Source organism: Coprococcus hominis (ex Arizal et al. 2022) (genome assembly GCF_040094675.1).
In the GTDB taxonomy this organism is placed as follows: Bacteria; Bacillota; Clostridia; order Lachnospirales; family Lachnospiraceae; genus Coprococcus_C; species Coprococcus_C hominis.
In genome coordinates, this window is sequence record NZ_JBBNHG010000041.1 from 67245 (window position 1) to 90927 (window position 23683).

General features: G+C 46.5%; 22 protein-coding genes. All 22 read right to left on the reverse strand.

Going from position 1 to position 23683, the window contains the following annotated elements:
- Positions 1 to 87: 87 nt before the first annotated feature.
- On the reverse strand, positions 88 to 954 hold the full coding sequence (locus tag AAAT93_RS13190; protein WP_196021391.1) for an MBL fold metallo-hydrolase: 867 nt from the start codon (positions 952 to 954) through the stop codon (positions 88 to 90).
- 3 nt (positions 955 to 957) lie between these two features.
- Positions 958 to 1920 (reverse strand): ABC transporter permease, encoded by a 963-nt coding sequence (locus AAAT93_RS13195; protein ID WP_118545639.1) that lies wholly within the window; start codon positions 1918 to 1920, stop codon positions 958 to 960.
- On the reverse strand, positions 1904 to 3412 hold the full coding sequence (locus AAAT93_RS13200) for a sugar ABC transporter ATP-binding protein (RefSeq protein WP_195541585.1): 1509 nt from the start codon (positions 3410 to 3412) through the stop codon (positions 1904 to 1906). The genes AAAT93_RS13195 and AAAT93_RS13200 overlap by 17 nt, the downstream gene beginning before the upstream one ends.
- A gap of 54 nt (positions 3413 to 3466) precedes the next feature.
- A complete protein-coding gene (locus tag AAAT93_RS13205) occupies positions 3467 to 4426 on the reverse strand; it encodes a sugar ABC transporter substrate-binding protein (protein WP_227573189.1) in 960 nt (319 codons plus the stop codon).
- Between the two features lie 169 nt (positions 4427 to 4595).
- Positions 4596 to 5495 carry an ABC transporter permease gene (locus tag AAAT93_RS13210; RefSeq protein ID WP_227573262.1) on the reverse strand — a complete coding sequence of 300 codons (900 nt, stop codon included), beginning with the start codon at positions 5493 to 5495 and terminating at the stop codon, positions 4596 to 4598.
- Between the two features lie 5 nt (positions 5496 to 5500).
- Positions 5501 to 6901 (reverse strand): hypothetical protein, encoded by a 1401-nt coding sequence (locus tag AAAT93_RS13215; protein WP_227573190.1) that lies wholly within the window; start codon positions 6899 to 6901, stop codon positions 5501 to 5503.
- A 36-nt stretch (positions 6902 to 6937) separates the two neighbouring features.
- On the reverse strand, positions 6938 to 7834 hold the full coding sequence (locus AAAT93_RS13220; protein WP_227573191.1) for a sensor histidine kinase: 897 nt from the start codon (positions 7832 to 7834) through the stop codon (positions 6938 to 6940).
- A 28-nt stretch (positions 7835 to 7862) separates the two neighbouring features.
- Positions 7863 to 9455: a response regulator transcription factor gene (locus AAAT93_RS13225; protein ID WP_021984741.1), complete on the reverse strand. Its 1593-nt coding sequence runs from the start codon at positions 9453 to 9455 to the stop codon at positions 7863 to 7865.
- A 90-nt stretch (positions 9456 to 9545) separates the two neighbouring features.
- The gene (locus AAAT93_RS13230; protein WP_227573192.1) at positions 9546 to 12092 is read right to left on the reverse strand and encodes a hypothetical protein; all 2547 of its coding nucleotides are present in this window, start codon (positions 12090 to 12092) and stop codon (positions 9546 to 9548) included.
- Between the two features lie 2 nt (positions 12093 to 12094).
- The gene (locus AAAT93_RS13235) at positions 12095 to 12448 is read right to left on the reverse strand and encodes a hypothetical protein (protein ID WP_227573193.1); all 354 of its coding nucleotides are present in this window, start codon (positions 12446 to 12448) and stop codon (positions 12095 to 12097) included.
- 115 nt (positions 12449 to 12563) lie between these two features.
- Positions 12564 to 13646 (reverse strand): 6-phosphofructokinase, encoded by a 1083-nt coding sequence (locus AAAT93_RS13240; RefSeq protein ID WP_227573194.1) that lies wholly within the window; start codon positions 13644 to 13646, stop codon positions 12564 to 12566.
- Positions 13647 to 13676: 30 nt separating this feature from the next.
- Positions 13677 to 14276, reverse strand: coding sequence for a recombination mediator RecR (gene recR / locus AAAT93_RS13245; protein ID WP_021984745.1), 600 nt, complete (start codon positions 14274 to 14276; stop codon positions 13677 to 13679).
- The gene (locus tag AAAT93_RS13250; protein WP_021984746.1) at positions 14276 to 14626 is read right to left on the reverse strand and encodes a YbaB/EbfC family nucleoid-associated protein; all 351 of its coding nucleotides are present in this window, start codon (positions 14624 to 14626) and stop codon (positions 14276 to 14278) included. The genes recR and AAAT93_RS13250 overlap by 1 nt, the downstream gene beginning before the upstream one ends.
- Positions 14627 to 14720: 94 nt before the next feature.
- Positions 14721 to 16370 carry a DNA polymerase III subunit gamma/tau gene (gene dnaX / locus AAAT93_RS13255; protein WP_227573195.1) on the reverse strand — a complete coding sequence of 550 codons (1650 nt, stop codon included), beginning with the start codon at positions 16368 to 16370 and terminating at the stop codon, positions 14721 to 14723.
- A 15-nt stretch (positions 16371 to 16385) separates the two neighbouring features.
- On the reverse strand, positions 16386 to 17390 hold the full coding sequence (locus tag AAAT93_RS13260) for an SCP2 sterol-binding domain-containing protein (RefSeq protein ID WP_021984748.1): 1005 nt from the start codon (positions 17388 to 17390) through the stop codon (positions 16386 to 16388).
- A gap of 161 nt (positions 17391 to 17551) precedes the next feature.
- On the reverse strand, positions 17552 to 18049 hold the full coding sequence (locus AAAT93_RS13265; RefSeq protein WP_021984749.1) for a helix-turn-helix domain-containing protein: 498 nt from the start codon (positions 18047 to 18049) through the stop codon (positions 17552 to 17554).
- A 54-nt stretch (positions 18050 to 18103) separates the two neighbouring features.
- Positions 18104 to 19423, reverse strand: a complete 1320-nt coding sequence (locus AAAT93_RS13270) for a DUF6382 domain-containing protein (RefSeq protein WP_118374481.1) — start codon at positions 19421 to 19423, stop codon at positions 18104 to 18106.
- Positions 19401 to 19739: a hypothetical protein gene (locus AAAT93_RS13275; RefSeq protein ID WP_118671290.1), complete on the reverse strand. Its 339-nt coding sequence runs from the start codon at positions 19737 to 19739 to the stop codon at positions 19401 to 19403. The genes AAAT93_RS13270 and AAAT93_RS13275 overlap by 23 nt, the downstream gene beginning before the upstream one ends.
- A 27-nt stretch (positions 19740 to 19766) precedes the next feature.
- A complete protein-coding gene (locus tag AAAT93_RS13280) occupies positions 19767 to 20486 on the reverse strand; it encodes a TadE family protein (protein ID WP_227573196.1) in 720 nt (239 codons plus the stop codon).
- A gap of 152 nt (positions 20487 to 20638) precedes the next feature.
- The gene (locus tag AAAT93_RS13285) at positions 20639 to 22105 is read right to left on the reverse strand and encodes a DUF5702 domain-containing protein (protein ID WP_118671291.1); all 1467 of its coding nucleotides are present in this window, start codon (positions 22103 to 22105) and stop codon (positions 20639 to 20641) included.
- Between the two features lie 22 nt (positions 22106 to 22127).
- The gene (locus AAAT93_RS13290) at positions 22128 to 22301 is read right to left on the reverse strand and encodes a Flp1 family type IVb pilin (RefSeq protein ID WP_117780466.1); all 174 of its coding nucleotides are present in this window, start codon (positions 22299 to 22301) and stop codon (positions 22128 to 22130) included.
- Between the two features lie 23 nt (positions 22302 to 22324).
- Positions 22325 to 23680: a type II secretion system F family protein gene (locus AAAT93_RS13295; protein WP_118671292.1), complete on the reverse strand. Its 1356-nt coding sequence runs from the start codon at positions 23678 to 23680 to the stop codon at positions 22325 to 22327.
- Positions 23681 to 23683 lie beyond the last annotated feature (3 nt).

Below are 23683 nucleotides of genomic sequence, written 5' to 3' on the forward strand. Positions count from 1 at the left end.
AACGTGTAAGACGGAAACACCCCACCGGTCATAGATCGCACCGGTGGGGTATTTTATATTTAAAAAGGAAAGGGTTTTAAATTGTGATTACTTTACATTTTCTATTCCGTCCCCCTGATAGGCGACACGGAATCTGCCATACGACACATACGTCTTAGCCTTATGTTCCGGATCCAGAGGATCTGTCACGGATATGTAGGTTGCTGTCCCATCTAATATACTATCAAATGCATGGATCGCATCTTCTAAAATATCCGGATAGAGGGAATTGCCGAATCCTCTGAAATCATGATGGGAATTATACATCAAATCATATTTGTCCTTCATGGAACGCAGACGTTCAAGTCCTGCCTTCGCTTCCCGGATCCGTTCTTTTTCCCGTCCCGGCTCCGGAACCGCCAGATAATAGTTGCAGTTGCAGGCATCTCCAAGCAACAGTGTCTTCGTCTTGTCATCCAGAAATACCATCTCGCCAAATGTATGTCCCGGACAGTGATATGCCGTCACCGTCCTGTCTCCAAGTTCAAACACCTGCCCATCCGTAAGCGGAAGCTTCTCCGGTGTCTTCGGCCATGGCCGCACATCCTCATCCAGATTATAGTCGTAATGTTTATCCGCCCGGTCTGCAATGATCTTCGCATAGCTCTTACGGAAATCCACAGTCGGAAGTGTATTTCCGCTATCCCAGTCCATATCCGCCGGGTGAATATAGATCGAGTCGAAGAATCCGGCTCCGCCAATATGGTCGCCATGGTTATGGGTCGCCACAACATCATACGGTTTATCTGTGATTTTGTTCTCTATAACCCATCTGAGATCCCCGATTCCGGTTCCACAGTCTATCACCAGCGCCCGTGTGCTTCCAACAATCACAAACACACTCACACAGTCAAATTCATCAATCTCGTAAATTCCATCTGCAAACTCATAATACGGTAATTTTCTCGTCACCATGTCTCACGCCTTCTTTCTCTTCTGTCCGCCCTGGTAGCAGTCGATTGCAACTGCGAGAAGCAGGATCAGTCCTTTAATAACACTCTGGAAGTTGGAATTAACGCCCATCAGCACAAGTCCGTTATCGAGGATACCAAGGATGATAACACCGACAACCGTACCGCTGATTTTTCCTTCACCTCCGGCGATGCTGACACCACCTAAGCAGGCTGCCGTCATACAGTCAAATGCATAGGAGCTTCCTGCGCCCGGCTGCGATGCGTTTGTTCTGGCAACCATGATGATTGCTGCAATGCTCGCTGCAAATCCTGCAAAAGAATACACGAGTACCGTCAGTTTATTGACATTGATACCTGCAAGTCTGGCTGCTTCTTTGTTTCCGCCAAGTGCATAAATATTTCTGCCAAGGTATGTCTTGTTCATGACAATCCAGCCAAATACGATGAAGATCACAAACAGAATAACCGGAATCGGAACCGGTCCGACATATCCCTGTCCGACTGTCAAAAATGCTTTCGGCATACCGGTGATCGGATAGCCACCTGTGATCAGATATGCCACGCCCTGCAGCACAAGCATCATGGCAAGCGTTACAATGATTGGCGCGATATGCAGCTTGATGGCAACAACGCCGTTGATGGCACCAAATGCAACGCCAAGTGCAATGCCGATAATCACGGCAACCGGAATCGGCAGCCCGACATTTACCATACAATAGCCCATAACCATGCCGACGACCGCCATGATTCCTCCGACCGACAAATCCATACCTCCACCGATCATAACCATCGTAACGCCGATTACAACGATACCGAAAATAGATACCTGACGTAAAATATTGATCAGGTTTGCTACAGATAAAAAGTTCGGTGCAATAATCGAGAAGATAATAACGACTGCCACCAAAAATACATATATACCAAATTTCTTATAAAAAGTTATAAATTTATTACTTGTTTTTTCCATGTTCCTCGCCTCCTGATGCTAAATCCAGAATATAGTTCTGGTCGAATTCTGATTTCGCAAGCTCTCCGGTCTTCCTGCCCTCGTAGATGGTGATAATCCGGTCAGACATACCCAAAAGCTCCGGCATATCCGAGCTTACCATAATGATTGCCTTCCCTTCACCGGCTAGCTGATTCATCAGTTTGTAGATCTCCTGCTTGGCACCGACATCGATTCCCCGCGTCGGTTCATCAAAGATGATGATTTCACTGTTTGCCGCAAGTGTCTTTGCGATTACAACCTTCTGCTGATTACCGCCCGAGAGATTCTCCACCCTTTGCTCCAGAGATGGCGTCTTGATCTGGAATTTCTCCTCGTAATCCTCGGCAATCTGGTTTTCCAGCTTCTCATCAACGAATGGTCCTTTGGAGATGCCACGCAGGTTATTTACAACGACATTCCATTTGATGCTCATCCGGAGAAATGCGCCATGCGCCTTCCGGTCCTCCGGGATATATCCGATTCCGTGCCGGATTGCCTGTTGACATGTACGGATATTCGTTTCCTTGCCATTTACAAAAATCTTTCCGCTTTCAATCGGATCAGCACCATAGATTACCCGCATCAGCTCGGTACGGCCGGCGCCGACCAGTCCGGCAAATCCAAGGATTTCTCCCCGGTGCAGGGTAAACGAGATATCATGGTCTCCATTTCCTGTCAGATGCTCTACCCGCAATGCTTCCTCGCCGATCTGACTGGTACGAGACGGATACGATTCTTTGAGTTCACGGCCTGCCATCATCGTGATCAGCTTCTGCCTGTCGATGTCTTTTATATTTTCTGTACCGACATAGCAGCCATCCCGCATAACCGTTACGCGGTCCGCAAGCTCGAACAACTCTTCCAACCGGTGGGAGATGAAGATGATCGTCACACCTTTTGCTTTTAATTCCCGCACAATACGAAACAGCGTCTCTACTTCGCTGACCGTCAGTGGTGCGGTCGGCTCATCCATAATCAGGATCTTTACATTCCGGCTGACTGCCTTCGCAATTTCGACGAGCTGCTGATGCGCCGGTGACATCGTCTTTACCGGTCTGGATACATCGATATCTACCTGAAGGTCATCAAATATTTTCTTGGCACGCGCTTCGCGATCTTTGATGTCGCAGAACGCACCGGGCTTCGTCTTGTCTCCGAGAAATACATTTTCCGCTGCGCTTATGCCAGGCACCAGCGTAAATTCCTGATAGATGACCTCGATTCCCAGATCTTTTGCAAGCTTCGGTGTCATCTGGTTGTATTTTTTGCCTTCCAGCTCAATCGTTCCGGAATCCGGAACGATCGCTCCCGACAATACCTTGATCAGGGTTGATTTTCCTGCTCCGTTTTCACCGATCAGAGCATGGATCTCGCCTTCTTCTACATCGAACGATACATCATTGATTGCGATAACGCCGGGATATGTTTTTATGATATTTTTTACACTCAGTATGTTTTTCACAGAGTTCATCCCCTTTCTAAGAATGCCTCCGATGATTCACCAGAGGCATTCTTTTTGCAATCTTTATTTGTCTGCTTTATAGTAATCTGCGATATTTGCCTTTGTTACAGCGTGGATCGGAGTTTCGACTGCCTCATCGACTGTCTTGCCGTCAACCATCTGCTGGATATATTCCGCCATAACACTTCCGATCGGCTCGAAGTACATCGTACCGCGCATGCATGTTCCGTCATTGATACCCTTCAAAGCCTGATTTGTACCATCACAGGCGAATACGCCAAAGTTTTCGTTGTCCTTGCCTGCTGCCTTCACTGCCTCAACAGATTCTACCGCTGCCGCATCACCATAGCACACGATTCCGTTCAGGTTCGAATATTTCTGAAGCATCGTCTCTGTCGTGGTTGTTCCAGATCCTACAACATCCTTACCGATATCAACGACTTCCAAAATGTTCACATTCGGAGCTTTCTCCTTGATTGCATCCTGGATACCCTGTCCACGATCCTGCATATCCTGGTTCTGATAGGTTGTATATACTACGATGTTTCCTTCGCCGCCGAGCTGGCTGTTCAGCCAGTCTGCTGCCATATCACCGATCTGTGTTCCGATAGAATACTGGTCAGTTTTGAGCACGAGATCATGTACTGCTGTCTCAACACCACATTCAATAATCTTGACGCCCTTTTCCTGTGCTGCCTTGAGCGCATCGTCACAGGATGTATCGGATACCATCGCTACGATGTAATTACAATTTCCGGTTACCATGTTCTCGATAGCAGATACGGCTGCTGCCGAATCGTTATCGAAGCTCGCAGATACATAATCCCATCCACGATTGTCACATTCCTCGTGAAGCTTCTCATCGATTCCAATCATAAACTCCGTCTGGAGTGTCGGTGCCAGGAATCCTACCTTTACACCACTTCCGGATGTGCCGCCCTTTCCTGCAGAACATCCTGTCATCATTGCTACTGTCATAACTACTGCCAACAAAATACCAAACAATCTCTTTCGTTTTTTCATAGTCATTTCCTCCTCATTTTCTTTTTTTCTTCCGTCAGATACAGGGAAATGGCAGAAGCACGTCCGGCTTCCGGTGGGATCATTTCGATGTATCTATCTGATGGTTTTATTATATGGAGGATCTGCCCTTCCCACAATCGGACAAGTTTCGGATTTAGGGAGAGGATTTTCAGTTCTTTCTCTCCCTTGCGAAAATAACCACCGCAATTACAAGAATTGCGATTTCCCAGATATAAGAAAAATAGCTGTAAAGAGAAAGCCCCGCTGACAGATTCAGAAGAAGCACCATGGACAGACTGCCCAAAACAGTGCCGCGCAGGTTTCCTTTTCCTTTTAGAAAGTTTATTCCGCCAAGACACGCTGCCGCAATTACCGGATACAGGTATCTTCTGCCAATACCGGCACTGCCGCCATTGGTGATGAACAAAAAGATCAATGCCACCTGTGCAAATACAATACCACTGATTCCACAGATAATCATGCGGCAGATATCAAAACGGATTCCGCTGTTTTTGACCGAGGTTTCATTTTCTCCCAGCATCCGTACGTATTTCCCATAATATGTATGTGTAAGCATTAACTGCAGGAACACATAAATTACAACTGCAATACCGGAAAAAATCATCCAGAACATGCAGGAACCATAGTAATCCCTCGGGATCGGTGCCTGTATCGCATCTCCGAACACGGCAGCTATCCCCTGATAGATCTGCTGCAAAATGAAGGTCAGCAAAATAGGGTTTACACGGATTTTTCCGATCAGAAGTCCCTTTGCCATCCCGAACAGCATCTGTGCCAGTATCATAACCGTTAAGCTCACCCAGACCGGAAACCCTGCCCGCAGGCATAGTCCGCCCATGCACGTCGTCATTGCGATTTCCGCCATAAATGCGAAATCCAAAACACCGCTCAGCATCTCGAGCGAGAGTCCCATCGTCAACAGTACGATAATCACAAACTGATGCAGTACATAGTCTGCAGAAAGTCTGGGGAACAATACGATAGCAAGAACCAGGATCAAAACGATATTTCCGATTTCCATATGATATTTATCATAGAATGACCGCACAGTCTTCAAGCTATCACCTCCAGCCGGTCCGCAACATCCACACAGACTTTACTCTCGTTTTCGAGCAGAAGGACGCTGCTTCCTCTTCCCACGATCTCCCGCAATTCCCGTTTCAGCCATGCGACTTCCCGGACGTTTAGATTTTGCAGCATGTTTTTCAGGATCAGCACACGCGGATGAAACAGCTTATAACGATAGATTCCTATTTTCCAGGCTTCTGTCTCAGGGTTCAGCAGCTCGATGTCCCGCCTGTCCAATCCCAGGAAATTGTCTTCCAATATATACTTTTGCTGCTTCTGATAAAACCCGAATGCTGAACATATGCGCGGATATGTCGGGAGAAGAATGTTTTCCTCGTTGGTCAGATTCTCGCAGATTTCCGTATGGTTTCCATACTCCATAAGCGCAATCCGGTGCTTCATAAGCTCCTGTATGTTTTTGTAGGCGATGATCTCGCCATCTAACTCAAACCGCGACTGCATGGCATTGGAACGAAGGATGTCCGACCAGACACCATCCACCTGTCCGGGGGTACCGAGTGCCGCAAGGATTTCCCCTGCCCGCATCGAAATCTGCGGCTGCCAGCTGCCATCCCGGAACGTCTCCCACACGAAAAAATCCACCGGCTTTCGCTGTGGTTTCCCGCTGGCATCGCGTACTTCCGGTATGGTAGTATCTGCCGCCTCCAGACCGCGTTTTAATATCTCGTCAATCATCCATGTATCTTCGCTTTGACAGATCTTTTTGTAGATGGTATGATGCCGGAACAAAATCACTTCATCAAAGAAAGGGTCCGTGAAATCTGCCCGGTTATCGATTGATATAACCGTAATACCGTCCTGCTTCAACCGGTTCACAAACTGTCTCAGCTTCCGGCGTTCTTCTCCCGGAAAACACGACACAATCTCCCGCAAAACAAGAATACGCGCCCCCTGTGTGATGGCGCGTACCATCCCGATCAGAATACGGTCTCCGTTCTTCAGATGGCTGCTATGTTCATCTGCCGCATAAGGCAGATCGTATTTTTCAAGCAGTGCACGTCCCTGTATATGCAATGCCTTTTCATTCAACCGGATTTTACGCAGGCTGTTTCTTCGTAACAAAAAAAGATTCTCGCTGACATCGAGCGAATCCATGTACACCGTGTCTTTGGAGATCACAAAAATGCCGGCATCCTCAAAATCCCGTTTTCCTTCCGGCTTCCATGGTTGTCCATCCAAGTAAATCCGGCCTCTTGCGAGCGTTCCTTTCCCCTCGAAAAAGTCCGCCAGTATCTCCTTGCTGTTTTCCACGCCTGCAACTCCCATGCTGTACCCCCGGCAGATAATCAGGTTCAAATCTTCAATCTCATGCCTGCCCGGTCTGCTGATATTCACATGTTCCATCCGAATAATCTCATGTCTCATAATCCATGCCTGCTTTTTCTTTCCTGTTTTTCTAAATCACAGATCGTTTCTGTCTACTTTCTTAGGAAGCCAGATTTCTACATCTGTTCCGATTCCGGTCGTGCTGTAGAGGCGGAGACCATAGCGGTTTCCAAATGCGAGCTGGATCCGCTGGTTTACATTGCTCAATGCAATTCCGTTTCCACGCTTCTCGTTCCTGTCTGTTCCATGTGCATCCATCCCCGCTGTCTCTCCGTGCGTGCTTCCATCGTCGCCGCTCTCCCGGCGTTCCTCCGTCTGTTCCAGTGCCTGTCTCATGGAAACAAGGGTATCCCAGTCAATTCCTGTTCCGTTATCCGATATGACAACAACCAGTTCCTGATCTGTCGTATAAATCCGTATTATCACCTTTCCGTTTTCCGCCTTCGTCTCTAAGCCATGGAAGATTGCATTTTCCACAATCGGCTGCAGCGAAAGCTTGGGAATCAGATAATTCCCGACTTCTTCCCGGTCATCCTCCACATTGATTTCAAGGGCGAATTTATTTTCAAACCGGTAGCTCTGGATCAGGAAATAATTCTCAATATTCCGAAGCTCATCGCGGATTGTCACAATGTTTTCTTTGTTGCTGATGCTATACCGGAAAAAAGCCGCCAGTGCCTTCGCCATACGGGCAATGCTGTCACATTCATATAAAAGCGCCTCACTTCGTATACATTCCAGCGTGTTGTACAAAAAATGCGGATTGATCTGACTTTGCAAGGCGGCAATTTTCGCCTGCTTATTCTGCACCTTGACGGAATATTCCTCCCGCAGCTTCTGCTGCACACGCTGTTTCTCCCGATAGTCATCCTCCAGTTTTTTTATTTTCTTTGTTTGTATCCGATGCATCAAAAGGATTGTCCCTGCCCAGACAATCACCGCACCCACACATATCCAGATTATTTTTCCCATGTTGTGCCCTCGCGTTTCACTGCGTCTGTCAATAGTACAGCTTCCGGTATTCTGCCGGCTTCACACCGACAACCTTCATAAACTGCTGACTGAAATATTTGGCATCCTTATACCCGACACTTTCGCCGATTTCATACACCGGAATCTTCGTGTCCCGGAGCATCTGCTTTGCTTTCTCCATCCGGATTCCAAGCAGGTAGTTCGAGAAGTTCTCACCGGTTTCTTTCTTAAACAATTCTGAGAAATAATTCGTATTGAAGCCGATGGTTGCGGCTACATCCTCCAGCGTGATCTTCTCTGTAAAATGCTCTTTCATATAGGCGATTGCCTCCAATACCGGCTTGCGTTCGCGGTTTTCCCGTTCACTACGGCTCTCTTTGATCAATTGCTGCACCTGACGGATCACATAGTCTCTCAAATCCGCAACTGTCGACAGATTCTCCAACACCTCCTGCTGCACATCCACATCAAATGTATCTGCTATTTCCAGAATGTCATAAGTACTGCGGAGCAGCCACAATCCCATTGCATAAAATTCGCTTGCAAAAAGTGCCTTATCGCTTGCCAGCCGGAAGCATTTGTGAATCTGGTACTGACAGGCATCCGGTTGCATTGTCTCAACCGCTTTTGCGAATTCCTCATATTCATTCTGAAAGTCCTTTGGCGAAAATAGAGTGTGCGGCTCCTGGCAATATTCGATCCGTCTGCCGTTTCCCTTGAAGAGCCGGCTGGCAGCCGCCTCTTTGCTCATCTCAATCGCAGTACTGATCTGCTCGAAGCTCTCGACTTCACTACTCACCCCGACAGTAATCCTGTAATGCTGGAAGTTCTCCAGATAATCGCTCAGCTCATTGAAAAAATCCGTAATCCGGTTGTCGATATTCTCCTGCTCCGTCTGGAAATAATTTAACAGCACCTGCACGGAATGATTCGACTGCACGGCCGCAATCAGATCGATGGTGCATGCCGAAAACGCATCCTCTGCCTTCTGCATGATCTTGCGGAGAACAAACTGCATCTGCTGTGTATTCTCTGCGACATCAATATCCCGGTCAAGCTTGAAGGTTAATCCCCGGAAGCACTTGTTCTCAAGCTGAAGTCCAAACTCCGTATTCGCGGCATCAATATTTTCCTGCTTCTGGCTTAGTATCTGTCTGAGGAATTCTTTGTGGCGCAGATATTTACTATCCTCCAGTTTTTTCTCTATCTGATCTACCTGTTGCTGCTTATCCTCACGTTGTTCTTCTTCCGCGACAATCTTCTGCAGCTGCCTGTTCAGCTCATCCTCATCGATTGGCTTGAGCAGATAATCTTCCACGCCATATTTCAACGCTTTTTGCGCATAGTCAAAGTATTTATATCCACTGACAACTATAAAATGGCATTTCACGCCCTGCTCGGATGCCTTCTGGATCATTTCCAGTCCTGTCAACACCGGCATCCGGATATCCGTGATCACGATATCTGGCGATTCGGACAGGATCTTCTCATACGCTGTCTGCCCATCTGTCACAAGTCCAATACAGGTCAGTCCCAGCCGATCCCACTGTATCAATCGTTTCACAAGCTGTCCCACTTTTACCTCATCATCTGCAATTAATACCTTTCGCATTCTGTTCATGTTACTCACCTCTGTATGTACTATCTTGTACCAACTGCTTGTTATTCAAAAAGAGCCTGGTAGTTTTCCCCCCAGACTCTGTGTATTTCTTTACTGTACACTAAACGTATACATCGTGTTACTCTGTAAACTCAGTGAATTCTCAAATGCTTTCCGTGTCACCTTCACTTCTGCACCAAGCACCGGATCGTAATACCGAATATGTGTCGAATTGTAGCTGATGACAAGCACATACCGCCCATCATCGATGCAGGCTGCAAACGGAATATCCCGATCCAGGAAATACAGCGCCGTCGACAAACTGATACCGGAGATATTGATACCGACACCATTCGTGTAATCCTCAAATACCTTCTCAAAAGTACCACAGTTTATCGCATCTGTAAGCTCCAGTGTACCTCCCGCATACTGTGCACACATATACGCACAGGTAAGCAGCGACTGATTTGCATCCGGATTCGGTGTCTCCTTGATCTCATCTGCGACTGTATTATAGCTGTCCGCTGCCAGACAGCGATAGATCGTATTTCCGTTGCTGTCCACAACAAGTCCTGCCTCGTCATCGACCACCCGCGTGATTGCGCTTCCGGCAGTTTCGTACTCGCCGATGTAGCCCGCATTGTCAAACACATAATACGCACCGTCACGTGTCTTCGTCTGCACCTGCATATCCTTGTAAGCCTCTGCTCTTCCGTATTTTGTCTTCCGGTAGCTTGCAGTATCCGACAGATAGAAATTCGATGGGAATACAATATCTAAGATATTCCATGCATAGCTGTCATATGTCGTATCCGTCGTGATCATCTTATTATTTTCCTCTTTCTTGTAGGAAATATAATCCTGATCGATTTCTTCAAAGAACTGGTTCTGTTTGCGTGCACGCGTCAGATAAATGGTATCATCCCCAACCGATGCATTCATGATATACACCCCATCCTTCGTGTAATCTTTCTTCTGTTCACCATTATCGCTCATGATAAACAACTCATACAATGGCAGGATTGCCTGTCCATCGGAAGTCATAATTACGTCTGCACTATGCGCACAGCCATAGATCAGATCATTTTCCACAAATCCAAGTGCCAGCAGCAGATCACCAGTTGCACAGGTTTTCTCATACGTTTCACCTGTCTCAAAATTCTGTATCGTGATTGCTGTGACATTTTCATCCTCGGCAGCATTCGGATAAGCAACCAGCTTCCGGTTCGCAGACACAAGGTATTTGGCAGAAGGAATTCCCTCGACAATCGCAGTCTGCGTCATATCAGCAAGGGATACCTCATACAACGTTTCATCAAGCAGATAGTAGAATTTATTCGTCTGCGCGTTGTAATAGGTAAATCGTCCGGTCTCCTTCTTCATGATGTCATAGCTCTCATCACATTCCACGAAGAACAGCTCCTGTGTCGTCATGTCTTCCGCCGAATAATAATACAGCGACATACCGTTTTTGCCTTCATGTTCGCCACGATTCATATATCCGTACACAACAAAGTAGATATTTCCATCCGCATCCATATCCGCAATATTGATATCCAGATTCGTGTTGAGTGTCCGGGCATCCGAGAAGCTGTCCTGCGGATAGCTGAATATATTCGTAAGCGAGCTGTCATTGTACTTGTACATCCAGAGTTGTCCAAGACGCACAAACGCTAAAATCCCATAGTCCTCAGATGTCACATATTCTGCTGGCTCATTTGTCACGCCCATGCTGATACTATTCCGGTCCTTGCTAATGTAACCACTGTCAAAAAAGCTTTCCTGATACCGGTCGAAAGCAAGCAGCTTCACCGTCTCCGAACTCCGGTTATAGGTGACATTGTAGTATTCGTCGACCTGATAATAATGACTCTTCTTGTCATTCATGGATTCCACCACATAGGACATGTGAATCACAGCATATTCCTTGTCGATTTCCGTGATCGTCGGCGTCACGCCCGTCACAACCACAGGTGTCAGCCCGCCCCAAGTGATCTGCTCATAGGTTGCATTCAGATCGACATGTGCCAGACTTGACGTTGTTCCTGCCTTGTCCGTCTTCAGGTTATCAAATACAACATTGCCCTCGGACTCATTGACTTCCTTAATAAACGTCGTGTCATGGAAGTTTGTTGCAAAATCCACGATTGCCTTGGCATGCTGTTCCGCCAGATTTACCACACGGTTATAGTATCGCACCTCCGTACCATCTGCCGCCGTAATGATAAATACAAATACATACTCCCGGTTTTGCTGCATGTCCATCCGGAAATTCACATCATATTTCTTGCGTCCGTTCTCGACACTTCCAGAAACCGCGTCGCCACGTTCCACAAGGGAATCACCTGCAATACTTCGCAGCTCATAGGTAAATGTCTCGCCATATTTCGCCTCATTGTCCACAAGCACCGTCACACCATGATTACTGTTTAGTGGCACAATCCCATCCCGCATCAGGCTCGTCGACATCGTCTGCGTATATCCACAGGTCCGGTTAATAACCTTACCCTCGAATTCAAGATAGACATATGGAAGTGTCGGCTCGTCCAATTCGCTGGATACACGATCCAAGCCTCTGTTATTGAATTGATTTACCAGAAAGGCTGTGCCCACTGCAACCGCAATGAACACAAACGCCTTTATCAAAAACCGTTTCATAGTTAGAAATATTTTCTCCTTTTACGATATCTGCACCGACGAATATAAAATTCATGGCAGACCATAATCTCAATCATATGAAGCAATGTTTCGTCCGCATCCTTATAGCAGATCTTCTCATAAATCTTCTTCGCAATTGAAAACATCGCTACCTTGTCTGGATAAACTGCAAACATAGGACTTCCTTCATATTCCAGCCGGTCGCAGGCATCCTCCACCATAACCAGTATCAGCTTTGCCCGCATCGGATACATCGCACGCAAATATGCCCGGTCTTCCTCTAACTCCTGCTCATCCACAACCATGAGTTCCGGAGTGCGAAACTTATGCACATACATCTCATCGACTTCTTTCATGGAATCCTCTCACATAAAATGACATAAATAGACAATCAGTTTTTGGCTGATTGTCTATCTGTTTTTCTTATTTTATGCTTTGAAATCCTGTTTTGTGCGTCCGAATCCGTATCTCCTACTCATCACCAAAGGAAATACCAAGACGCTTTGCATACTTGACAACACTATCGTCCGGGGATACATATTTGAGCTTTCCTGCAGACTCTTCCATCGGAATTGCTGTCACTTCATTGTTACGCATAACAACAAGCTTGCCGAAATCTTTATTCTTGATCAGCTCGACTGCCTCTGCGCCAAACAGGCTGGAAATCACACGATCATATGAATCCGGGCTTCCGCCTCGCTGTGTATGTCCCGGAACTGTCACACGGATGTCCATACCGGAATATTCCTTGATCTTATCTGCAACTTCATAAGCGACAGATGGATATTTCGCAGCTGCGGCTGCTACGGCTGCCTTACGCTCCTTCTTTGGAAGTGCTGCGACTTCTTTCGAGATTGCACCCTCTGCAACAGCAAGAATCGAGAATCCCTTGCCCTGCTTGGTTCTTCTGTCAAGCGCCTCACATACCTTGGCGATATCATATGGAATTTCCGGAATCAGGATGATGTCTGCACCGGATGCGATACCCGCATGCAATGTAATCCAGCCTACCTTATGTCCCATAACTTCTACGATAAATACACGGTTGTGTGAGCATGCAGTTGTATGGATGCAGTCGATTGCCTGTGTTGCAACATCGACCGCACTCTGAAATCCGAATGTCATATCGGTGCCCCAGATATCATTGTCGATTGTCTTTGGAAGTCCAATCACATTCAGTCCTTCCTGAGACAGACGGTTTGCTGTCTTCTGGGAACCATTTCCACCGAGAACAACCAGTGCATCAAGCTTCAGTTTGTTGTAATTTTTCTTCATTTCCTCAACTTTGTTGAGTCCTTCCGGTGTCGGCTCATCGATCAGCTTGAACGGCTGACGGGAACTGCCAAGGATCGTGCCACCCTTTGTCAGAATTCCAGAGAAATCTGACGGCTTCATCTTTACATAATTGCCATAAATCAATCCCTTGTAGCCTTCTAAAAAACCATATACTTCCACGTCTTCAAACGTATTATACAGTCCCTTTGCCACACCACGCATCGTCGCATTTAAGGCCTGGCAGTCACCGCCACTTGTCAACATTCCGATTCTCTTCATACTGTAACCTCCTTAATTTATGTGTCTCCTCTACAACAAAGTTCTTCCTTCCAATGCCCGAAGTAACGTCACTTCATCAATACATTCCAGATCGCCGCCGACCGGAACGCCACTTGCAATTCTTGTGACCTTGATTCCAGATGGCTTGACCAGCTTGGATATATACATCGCAGTCGCTTCGCCCTCCACACTGGAATTTGTTGCAATAATCAACTCTTCTACATCTTCCTGCTCCAACCGCAGGATCAGTTCCTTCAACCGGATATCTCCGGTTCCAATTCCCATCGCCGGGTTGATCACACCATTTAATACATGGTAGACGCCCTGATACTGTCCCACACGCTCATATGCTGCCAGATCTCGTGGAGTCTCGACAACCATGATCAGCTTATGGTTCCGCTTCGGCGATGCACACACCGGACACAGCTCCTGATCAGTAATCGTATAACAGGATTTGCAGTACCGGATATTCTTCTTTGCATCTGTGATTGCTGCCGACAGGCTTTCCACCTGTTCTTCCGGCATATTGATAATATGGAACGCCAGCCGCTGTGCGGTCTTTCCACCGATGCCGGGAAGTCTTCCGAGTTCACCGATCAGCCGGTTTACTTTCTCTCCATAAATATCCATTAGAACGGCAAACCTCCGCCTAATCCACCGGTGATCTTACCCATGGAATTCTTCTGATCCTCATCCTGCATACGGATGGCTTCGTTCATAGCAGCCATGATCAGATCCTCGAGCATCTCGATATCGTCCTTGTCGACAACTTCCTCGTCGAGATGAACTTCTGTTACTTCCTTCTTGCCATTGATCTTTACCTTGACAACACCACCGCCGGCAGTTGCCTCATATTCTTTTTCTTCGAGTGCTTTGGTGGTCTCTTCCATCTGCTTCTGCATCTTCTGTGCCTGCTTCATCAGATTGTTCATATTTCCTGGCATCATGCCCATTCCACCATATCCACCTCTTTTTGCCATCTTTATATCCTCCTGATTTCTTATTCTTATATTCATACACGGTTTCCCATGCGTACTACCTTTTTATATGATTTGGACTCGCCAGATTAAAAGCTTACTCATGCATTTCGATGTCATCAAATACAATCCGGCTCAAATCCCAGTCCTTCTGCAGTTCGTGTACTTCTTCCCTGCCATCAATCTTGCGGAATGTCACACGTACCTTGCACTGTGCCATATTGGTCAGCTGCTCGCTCAGTTCATCGAGCTTGTCCTGATTCGCGAAATACGAAATCGCCAGATCGTTGTCTGGTGTATCCGCTACAACGAGTTCCAGCGCGCCAGATTCTCTTCCGGCAACCAGTGATGCCTGTCTGTAATAATGCTGCACCAGTCTCGGTCCGCGCTTGCCAATCGTCTTCCACGCTTTCGCAATCAGAAGCAGATCCTCGTATTCTGCCTGCGGATATTTGTCACGCAGATTCTGCTTGATGTGCTCGGATGAATCACCTGTTTGTGGTGCAACTGCCTGCTGCACTGTCCCTGCGCCTTCCGTTGCCGGCGGTGCAACTGCCATCACAACCGGATGTGCCTGCTGCTCTTTGAGCAGTTCCTTCGTCTCTGCAAGCTGCTGCTCCAGTGACTCGATTCGTGCCTGAATTCCTTCGATATCGTAACGCATCTCCGTCTTACAAAGCTTGATGATCGCGATTTCCAGCATCACACGCTTGGATGTCGTATATGCGATCTTCGCTGCGGCTTCCTGTAAAACATAGATTGCATGCATCATCCAGTCCTGTGTCATATCGCTTGTGAGTGCAACCATGCGCTGTTTTGTCTCCGCTGTCACATCGATCGTCATATCCGGGTCGATCGACAGCACCAGTATATTCCGGATAAATGCAGTAAATTCATTGACCAGCTGCAACAGATCCTTGCCCTGCCAGATTGCTTCATCTATGATCTTCAATGCACCAACCAGATCTTTTTCTTTCAGACATTCAAACAACTGAATGTAAACTTCCACATCCACGGCACCAATTGCCGCGAGTACTTTATCTAATGTCAGTTCCTCACCCAGATGGTAGGAAATACACTGTTCCAAAATACTTAAACCGTCTCGCATCGAACCATCTGCGGCACGTGCCACATATTCGACCGCTTCTCTTGTCGCTGAGATTCCTTCCCGGTCGAGAAGCTCCTGCAGACGATCTGCAATTATCTCCAACGGAATCCGGTGGAAATCATATCGCTGGCAACGCGACAGAATCGTCGCCGGGATCTTATGTGATTCCGTGGTTGCCAAAATAAAAATTACATACGATGGTGGTTCCTCCAGTGTCTTTAACAACGCATTGTACGCTGCGTCACGGAGCATATGCACCTCGTCGATGATATAGACCAGATACTTACCAGTTGACGGTGAGTAATTCACCGAATCCGTGATCTGTCTGATATTATCCACACCATTATTACTTGCGGCATCAACTTCGATTACATTCATCGCCGCACCTGCAGCAATCGCCTTGCAGCTGGCACATTCATTACACGGACTTCCGTTGATCGGATGCTCACAATTGACTGCCTTTGCCATCAGCTTCGCCGTCGTTGTTTTACCGGTACCTCTGGTTCCGCAGAACAGATACGCATGTCCCACGCGGTCATGCACAATCTGATTTCGGATCGTCGTCACAATATGTTCTTGTCCTTTGATCTCCTCGAACGCGTCCGGTCTCCACTTCCGGTACAATGCCATGTACGACATAAACTGCCTCCAACTCTATATATGGAAAATCTGATCCAGCATCCGAAGGGTCTTGAAGTTGCCCTTTGCCGTTATCTCGCCGGACATAAAGCCTTTCTGGAAGCTATTTTTGCCAGCCAAAATATTACGCAGCATCGTGCTTGATGCTTTCAGCTTCACATCGGCTTCCACATCCGCGCCATACTCACACTGTAAGACTTTCCCTACATGTATCACTAAATTCTTCCCCATATCCGGTACTATGATCACATAGCTTGCCGCAAATCCGGTCTCCGGATGGAAATTCTCATAAAATCCTTCGATAATATCGTCCTCGTAGACACTTGGTGGTTCTGGTGCCTCTTCCTCATCTCCAAGCATCTGCTTGAACATTGCAGCGAGTTCCTCAATATCCTCTTTCTGCTTCTTCACATAGCCATCATCTGCCACAAACTTGGAAAGCTGCTCACTCTCCTGTGGTGTCAGATTGATATTGTTCTGCTTGATCAGAGTGTTCTTTACCGCAGTGTTACTCGTCGGCAGTTTCCTTGTCTTCTTATTGATCAGGCGGTAAAAATCCTCTGCTTTTTTCTCAATCAGATTCAAATACTGGCTTTCCTGCTCCAGCACATCCGTCGAATCCACATACGTTGCGATTCCCGGCTCTGAAATGCCACCCAGCACATCCCATGCCTTTCGCAATGACAGCTCTGCATCCTGTTCTCCATACGCCGTTGCAACGACAACCGGCATCATATAGAGTGACGCGATCTTCTCCTTGTCACCATACAGCCAGCACATATCCAGAAACTGCTGCATATAGCCGCCAATGCCAAACCATTCCAGACTCGCTGCCAGAATCACGCCATCGCAATCCTTCAACGTATTCGGAAGTGTTGCAATCCCCGACTTATCTTCATACATATTATATCTTGTGACTTCTACCCGAAGCTCCTGCAGAACCTGAATGATTTTCTCCACTACAAAGAGTGTTGGATCCTCCAGCAATCCCCGGCCTCCGTAATACACATTTACCTTCACCGTAACACCTCATGTATTCACTGCCATTTTTTCTTTCGCATGCTACAAAAACGCACACTATTACTATACCAAAAACAGGGGGTAAATACAATAATTGCGAGGAAAAAATCCAAGCAAACAAAAAACAGCACTAACTGGAATTAATGCTGTTTATAACTGTTTCAGTTTTTCTTCACAATTTTCAACTCATATCCCAATGAATCTAAAATACAACAGAACATTTTTAATGATGGAGAATTCTCTTTTTTCTCAATCCTCGAAATCACCTGTTGTCTATTTCCAATCGTTCTTGCCAACTGTGTCTGTGATATCCCCTTTTGTTTCCTCAATTCAATCATCTCTGCAATCAGTCGATATTCATCCTCGCTCTTTTTCCACGTATTATAAAATTCCTCGGAATTATTTTTCTTCTCCTGTATTATTTCTTGAATATTAATTTCTGCAAATGCCATATTACTTCCTCCTACACAATTTTTCCTCCGGAAATAAACCTCATACACTTTTTTATCCCATCGTTTCGATAATACTTTTTCAAATTCACCTTTTTCCATATATGCCAATACTGCCAATCCATCTACCTGTTCTTCTATTGTCAACGCATTTATATACTCCATAATTAAATCTTTCCCAGAGCTTGATAAATATGTATGTATTTTCATATCTTCTCCTTATTTTACAATCAATAAGTTGTATTTGTCAATATATCAATGTTCTTACGCAACAAAAAACTCCTCATTTGCCAGTCCAACCACATCGCCCTTTTCCAGCTTCTGTTCTGTCATCGCCGGGATACGCTTCGTATTGATATACGTTCCATTGGTAGAGTTCTGATCCTCGATATACAGTCCATCCGGACGGCAGAACAACCGGACATGCACACGACTGATTTGTGTCGTGGCAACACGATAATCGGACGCCTTATCCCTGCCTATGGTAAACGACGCCTTATCCATCGGAATACGGAACGATTCCAGAGCGCCATTCGTCAGTGGTACCAGCTTCATATCTGGAATTCGACTATCTTGTACAGATTTTTCCGACAGTCCCATCGGAACATCCACGCTGTGCACAGCCTGTTCCGCCTGTCTGCTGTATCCCTGTACAGGCGCATCCTCCAATGTTTCATCTCCCTGCACCTGCCTGCCATATTCCTGCATCGCTGACTCAGATTCCTGTCCATCTTCCTTGTCGCGCGCTGTCATGATTGCAAGAATAATCAGCGTTAAAAGCCAGACAATTCCAAAGATTGCAGTTCCCGTCGTCCCATCAAAAAACAGATATTTAATAATCAGTGCCAGCGCGGCGCCTCCTGCCAACGCATACAGCAAAAAGCGTTTTGAAAATATTGCATCTATGTCCGCACGCGCTACTTTTTGTTCAAGCGTCACTGCTTCTTCCGCAAATTCATTTTCTTCGCTGCTGTTTGGTTTCTGCATGGACGTTTTCTCACCCTGCTTCCGACATCTTCCATCTGTATCCGTTCCAGCATTCAACAATGCGAGAAAATCTGTCATATCACTCCATTCATCCGTCAACACCCGGTGACATTCATACAAAAACAGTTCTCCCGCACGATCTTCATGGGAAAACCGCGGCATCAGATATTCCAGAAATGCGGTAAGCTGTTCCTTCAATGGCTTTTGATAGCCTGGCACACAGAGCATCCGAATCTCGTTTTTCTCCTTTTGCATGAACAAATACTCCACGCGGATAACCAGATCCGATGCATCGAGCAAATATGCTTCCAATGCGTCCGCCTGCTGCATGATCTGATTCAAAACTTTCTTTAACTGTGTCCCATTCATTGTCTTTTGCTGCAAATATGCCTGTAAACCATAGCAATCCTTCGTATTGTGCGACAGCCATACCTCCGCATCCGTACAGATCATGGAAGAAGGAAGTATGTAAGGCAGTTCATTTTCCACAAGCATCCGGACCTGATACATCCTTCCGTGTTCTTCGAGTTCCTGCATCGTTCCAACCTTCGCATCCATATAATGATAGATTCCTTTATTCCCAAACAATATTTCCATACACCTGCCACCTTCTCAGCCGATTACTGCATACATCCACTTCTGTGATACATACATGCCCTTCTTTTTCATACCGATAATTTCCATCCGAGATAACAGCCTGCCCTGCATCACGCGTCTCGGCATTTTTCATTTCTTCCAGCTGTTCACGCAATCCAGCCCCTTCCTGATAAGTATAAATTACACTGTATCCCTCCTGTTGTACCAGACCATCCCTAACGGTATCCAAAAACAGGAATATTACCATGACCACTATGCCAAATATAATCGGCATGATCAGACTCATCTCTACCACAGAGCTTCCTTTGTTTCCCATCTCTTCACCCTCCTTGTTTCTCTTCTTTTAATTTCCTGCACCGCAACGGGAACATGCCGCAAGCCCGGTTACCTCGCTTTTCTTCTTCCGGTACACCGTCCGTTTCAACCCGCTGCACGTCAGACTGCTATGGTAACGGTCTCCCTCATTTGTCACATAAACCTGTCTTCCCTGCACATCCTTCCCGCAAAACGCACACATATCATATCCATTATGTTTTGCCTGTTCCAACGTACTTGCCTGAATCTGCAAGGTTAGATAACTGCATCTGCGTGTCATGTGATACACTGCCTGATTGTCCGTCACATATACATATGCATCCTCCGCACGTACCGCATCCGTCTCTGTATCTTCCCTCGCAACCCCTGTATATGCCCGTTTTCGGATTGTAAACGATCGTGTGCCCAGATGTTCCATCGCGTAACTTACCCGGAGCACAATATATTCCTCGCCAATCTCACTTCCGAGAAACTGTACACCAGAGACTCCATGCTTTACATACCGTTCCACTGTTTCTTTTTCATCTGCATACTTTGGAAACCGCAAATATGCAACCGCCGTATCTGCTGCCCCAAGATATGCAATTTCTGCCATATACTCTGCTGTTTCTGCCGCTGCCTCGTAGACCTGTGCCTCTGCAAGCACACTCTGAGCCATCCAAAACAACGATACCATCGCCAGCAGGAACACCGACATCACAAGCGTTGCTTCCAGTGATGCACTTCCCTGATTTCTTATTTTACCCATAACACACCTCTTTCCTATTGCTTTCCGAGAACTCCTCAGGATAGACAAGAAAGTTTTCAATTATTGCTTTGGCCAGCACCCGGAGAGGTTTTTTATAGTTTCAACCGTCCTGAGAAATCCCCGGAAAACAATACGAAAGAGTCTTTCATCTTTTAATACGCTGCGCTTTGGTGATATTGAAACCGATGTCCACCAAAGGTACTTTCAAAGTCTGCTTCCAGTCCAACTGCGGCATGCAATATCCGAAATTCCTTCTCCTCCTGCATCGTATTGATCTGCATCAGATCCAGCATCCGCGCCGTCGCACCGTCGATATTCATCGCCTGTAAAATTGACAGATACGCCTGATAATCCAGTCCGTTTTCTGCATCCTCCGTCTCCTTCGACAAGCTTTCACTGATATGCTCAATATCCGTGATCCAATTATCCGCATTTTTCATAAAAGGAGCCTTTTTTCCATCGAACAAAATCCTCACATCTGCTATTGACTCAATATATGCCCAGCAGCCCGCCAAAAAATATTTGAGGGCCGGAATCAGATATGGCGCAGCTCCCGCAATACTTGTTGCCAGTTCCGTCAATGTCTGCATCTTATCCGGTTGCCGGATCAATCCGATATAATTGATCGGATAGCGGATTCCAATCATCCGATGCGCCACCGATTTTAAATTCTCATAGTCTGAAGACTTTCCTGCAATCAGATACTCCTGTTCATAAGCAAGCACTGCTGTATCATTTTTCTCTTCCCTGTACGAATTAAACACCTGACCGATGTAGGCAAGCTGTAATCCCGTGTCCGTCAATGAATCCTGCCACGAACCAAGCGCCGTCAATCCCTCCAGCAAAGGAACCATACTGTCAAAATCCCGATCCACTTCTTTGTAATCAGAGAAAAATCCTATCAATCGCAGACTTGGTGCATCCACCAGCGATATGGTTGCATCAGAAACTGTCTTGTCCCCCGGTAACACCAGATTCAAAATAATACTGCTGGATAACTTCTTTGTATAATCACGCGGATCATCCACCTCTGGCTGTATCGTTGGATTTTCTGCATCCATATTTTCTGAACCCAACGCACCTGCATCCGATGTATCATCTACATCAGCTACATCCATTCCATCTGTTTTCACTTCCGCCGTCTCCATATCCTCTTTCACTTCCTCTGGCAATGTTCCATCCTGTCCGCCTGTTTTTTCTTTCATCTGATCCACGCCCATCTGCACACCTTTTTCCGCTGCCGCGTAAACCATATATTCCTGCATCTGTTTTTTAAGCGGCGCATATGACTGATCTGTGAGCATTGTCATATCCGTGATTGATGCCCGCACATCCGTGTACTCCGCGCCAAGTTTTTCCGTATATGCCTGTTCCAGCCATTCCTCCAGATAAGCCTCGCCCTTTCCGCCCGCAGTCTTATCAAAAAGGAGAATATGATAATGCTCAAATATGTAGCTGTTGTAGCAGGCTTTGATATCCGACATGGAAAGGCGGGTTGCAATCACATTTTTTGATTTAGCAGCACTCAATATCACCACCTGTATTACAAGTGTGATCAATACAAGCATTACAGCTGTTATCATACTGATGAATACAACGATTCTTCCTTTGTTGTTCATATTCTCCTCCTGTCTTTGTTTTCTACGAATATACTTTCTTCGCATCCCTGTTAATGGTTGTCCAGATTGTCTCGACCAATGCAGAAATCTGTTCTTTGAAAATGAGAACCATCGCAACCAATACGACGATGATCAATATAACCTCGACGACTCCCATTCCGTCCTCCTCCTGCATAAACCGTTTCCATGCACCCATACGTTTCACATCCCTTCTATCCTCTACAATCCGGCCCAAGCCGGATATACGATCATTACCATAACAAGAACCAACAGCAGGATCATGGGAAATAACAGCTTTGTTGATGCCTCCTCTCCTTTTTTCTTTGCAAGCTCCCGGCGTTTTTCCAACGCCTGCTGCATCTCCTGCTCCATCAGATTTCTAAGATCCTTTGTTCCCATACGAATATACTGACTGATGTGTTGTAGCAGTTGGTAATATTCCGGCAGTTCCAGCCGCCGGCCAAGCTGCTCATACACCCAGCTCTCCTCACTTCCAGTGTCAAGCTGATGCATCGCATATTCCAGCTCTCTTCTTAACAACCAATCTTTTTCCATTTCTGATAGAATCTGCCGGATTCCTGTCTGCACCGTCATTCCCGATCCAAGCAGCAGCCACAGGCGATTTACAAAAGACGGATATTGTTCCATTAGCACATTGTTTCTTTTTTTCCGTTCTTCTTTCCATTTTGCATACAGCCAGACCGGCAAAGCCGCCGCCAGCACAATGCCAAATATCACCCATGTCATTGCCTGTCCATGTTCTTGTTTCTGTAACGAAATGCCTACTTCCCCGAGCTGCTCTGGCAAAACCAGTGCCTCATCGGTTCTTGTCTCCTGTTCCAACTGAAAAAGTGCGTCTTCTACCCGTTCTATCGCATCTTTCCTACGCATATCCTTCACCACAGATACCGGAAAGCTATGTTCTATCGTATATGTCCGATACGATACCTCTACCGTCAGCAGCACGATCACCGTCTCTGTCACTTCCTCCAAGTCTACCTTTCCATAAGAGGAAAGCACTGCGGGATTGTCTGATCTCCACGCATAGGTAAATACCCCTGTTGCATCCTCCCCTGGTAAATTCAGAGAACGGCTTACATGCTCCAGATCCGGATTGTCACCTAATATTTCCGATTCCAACTCCGTAATCCGCTGTTGTGCCTGCTGATAGAATTCTTCCTCCGTGTATTCTCTTGGTTCAATTTCCATCGTATATGTATATTCTTTGTCATCGACCGACAGCCGGATATCTTCCGTTTTCACTTTGCCATCATAATTTGTCCGTTTCACGACTTGTGTGTCCAATCTTTCTGACTGCTGCATGCTTTTAAACAGTAGTCCCTCCGCGATACAAGTACTTGCAAACAGGATTGCAATGGTTGTCCAGACCAGCTGCTTTACACGCGTTCGAACAAGCGTCTGCGCCTCCCGCCGCGTCAACACCCGCAATGCCTGCACTTCCTCCCGGATATGTTTCAGCCCTTTGATATCTCCATCTTTGTATTTACTGAAATGGATTCTCGATAAGATTGCCAAACAGGCAAGTGCTGCCTGTATTCCTATGCATAACTCCATTTT

Excerpts from the sequence above, each read along its gene's own strand:
- AAAT93_RS13285 (WP_118671291.1), bottom strand. The coding sequence starts at position 22,105 with ATGAACAACAAAGGAAGAATCGTTGTATTCATCAGTATGATAACAGCT.
- AAAT93_RS13295 (WP_118671292.1), bottom strand. The coding sequence starts at position 23,680 with ATGGAGTTATGCATAGGAATACAGGCAGCACTTGCCTGTTTGGCAATC.
- AAAT93_RS13280 (WP_227573196.1), bottom strand. The coding sequence starts at position 20,486 with ATGGGTAAAATAAGAAATCAGGGAAGTGCATCACTGGAAGCAACGCTT.
- AAAT93_RS13190 (WP_196021391.1), bottom strand. The coding sequence starts at position 954 with ATGGTGACGAGAAAATTACCGTATTATGAGTTTGCAGATGGAATTTAC.
- AAAT93_RS13200 (WP_195541585.1), bottom strand. The coding sequence starts at position 3,412 with ATGAACTCTGTGAAAAACATACTGAGTGTAAAAAATATCATAAAAACA.
- AAAT93_RS13290 (WP_117780466.1), bottom strand. The coding sequence starts at position 22,301 with ATGGGTGCATGGAAACGGTTTATGCAGGAGGAGGACGGAATGGGAGTC.
- AAAT93_RS13265 (WP_021984749.1), bottom strand. The coding sequence starts at position 18,049 with ATGAAAATACATACATATTTATCAAGCTCTGGGAAAGATTTAATTATG.
- AAAT93_RS13230 (WP_227573192.1), bottom strand. The coding sequence starts at position 12,092 with ATGAAACGGTTTTTGATAAAGGCGTTTGTGTTCATTGCGGTTGCAGTG.
- AAAT93_RS13270 (WP_118374481.1), bottom strand. The coding sequence starts at position 19,423 with ATGGAAATATTGTTTGGGAATAAAGGAATCTATCATTATATGGATGCG.
- AAAT93_RS13240 (WP_227573194.1), bottom strand. The coding sequence starts at position 13,646 with ATGAAGAGAATCGGAATGTTGACAAGTGGCGGTGACTGCCAGGCCTTA.
- AAAT93_RS13250 (WP_021984746.1), bottom strand. The coding sequence starts at position 14,626 with ATGGCAAAAAGAGGTGGATATGGTGGAATGGGCATGATGCCAGGAAAT.
- AAAT93_RS13205 (WP_227573189.1), bottom strand. The coding sequence starts at position 4,426 with ATGAAAAAACGAAAGAGATTGTTTGGTATTTTGTTGGCAGTAGTTATG.
- AAAT93_RS13235 (WP_227573193.1), bottom strand. The coding sequence starts at position 12,448 with ATGAAAGAAGTCGATGAGATGTATGTGCATAAGTTTCGCACTCCGGAA.
- AAAT93_RS13215 (WP_227573190.1), bottom strand. The coding sequence starts at position 6,901 with ATGAGACATGAGATTATTCGGATGGAACATGTGAATATCAGCAGACCG.
- AAAT93_RS13220 (WP_227573191.1), bottom strand. The coding sequence starts at position 7,834 with ATGGGAAAAATAATCTGGATATGTGTGGGTGCGGTGATTGTCTGGGCA.
- AAAT93_RS13275 (WP_118671290.1), bottom strand. The coding sequence starts at position 19,739 with ATGGGAAACAAAGGAAGCTCTGTGGTAGAGATGAGTCTGATCATGCCG.
- recR (WP_021984745.1), bottom strand. The coding sequence starts at position 14,276 with ATGGATATTTATGGAGAGAAAGTAAACCGGCTGATCGGTGAACTCGGA.
- dnaX (WP_227573195.1), bottom strand. The coding sequence starts at position 16,370 with ATGTCGTACATGGCATTGTACCGGAAGTGGAGACCGGACGCGTTCGAG.
- AAAT93_RS13195 (WP_118545639.1), bottom strand. The coding sequence starts at position 1,920 with ATGGAAAAAACAAGTAATAAATTTATAACTTTTTATAAGAAATTTGGT.
- AAAT93_RS13225 (WP_021984741.1), bottom strand. The coding sequence starts at position 9,455 with ATGAACAGAATGCGAAAGGTATTAATTGCAGATGATGAGGTAAAAGTG.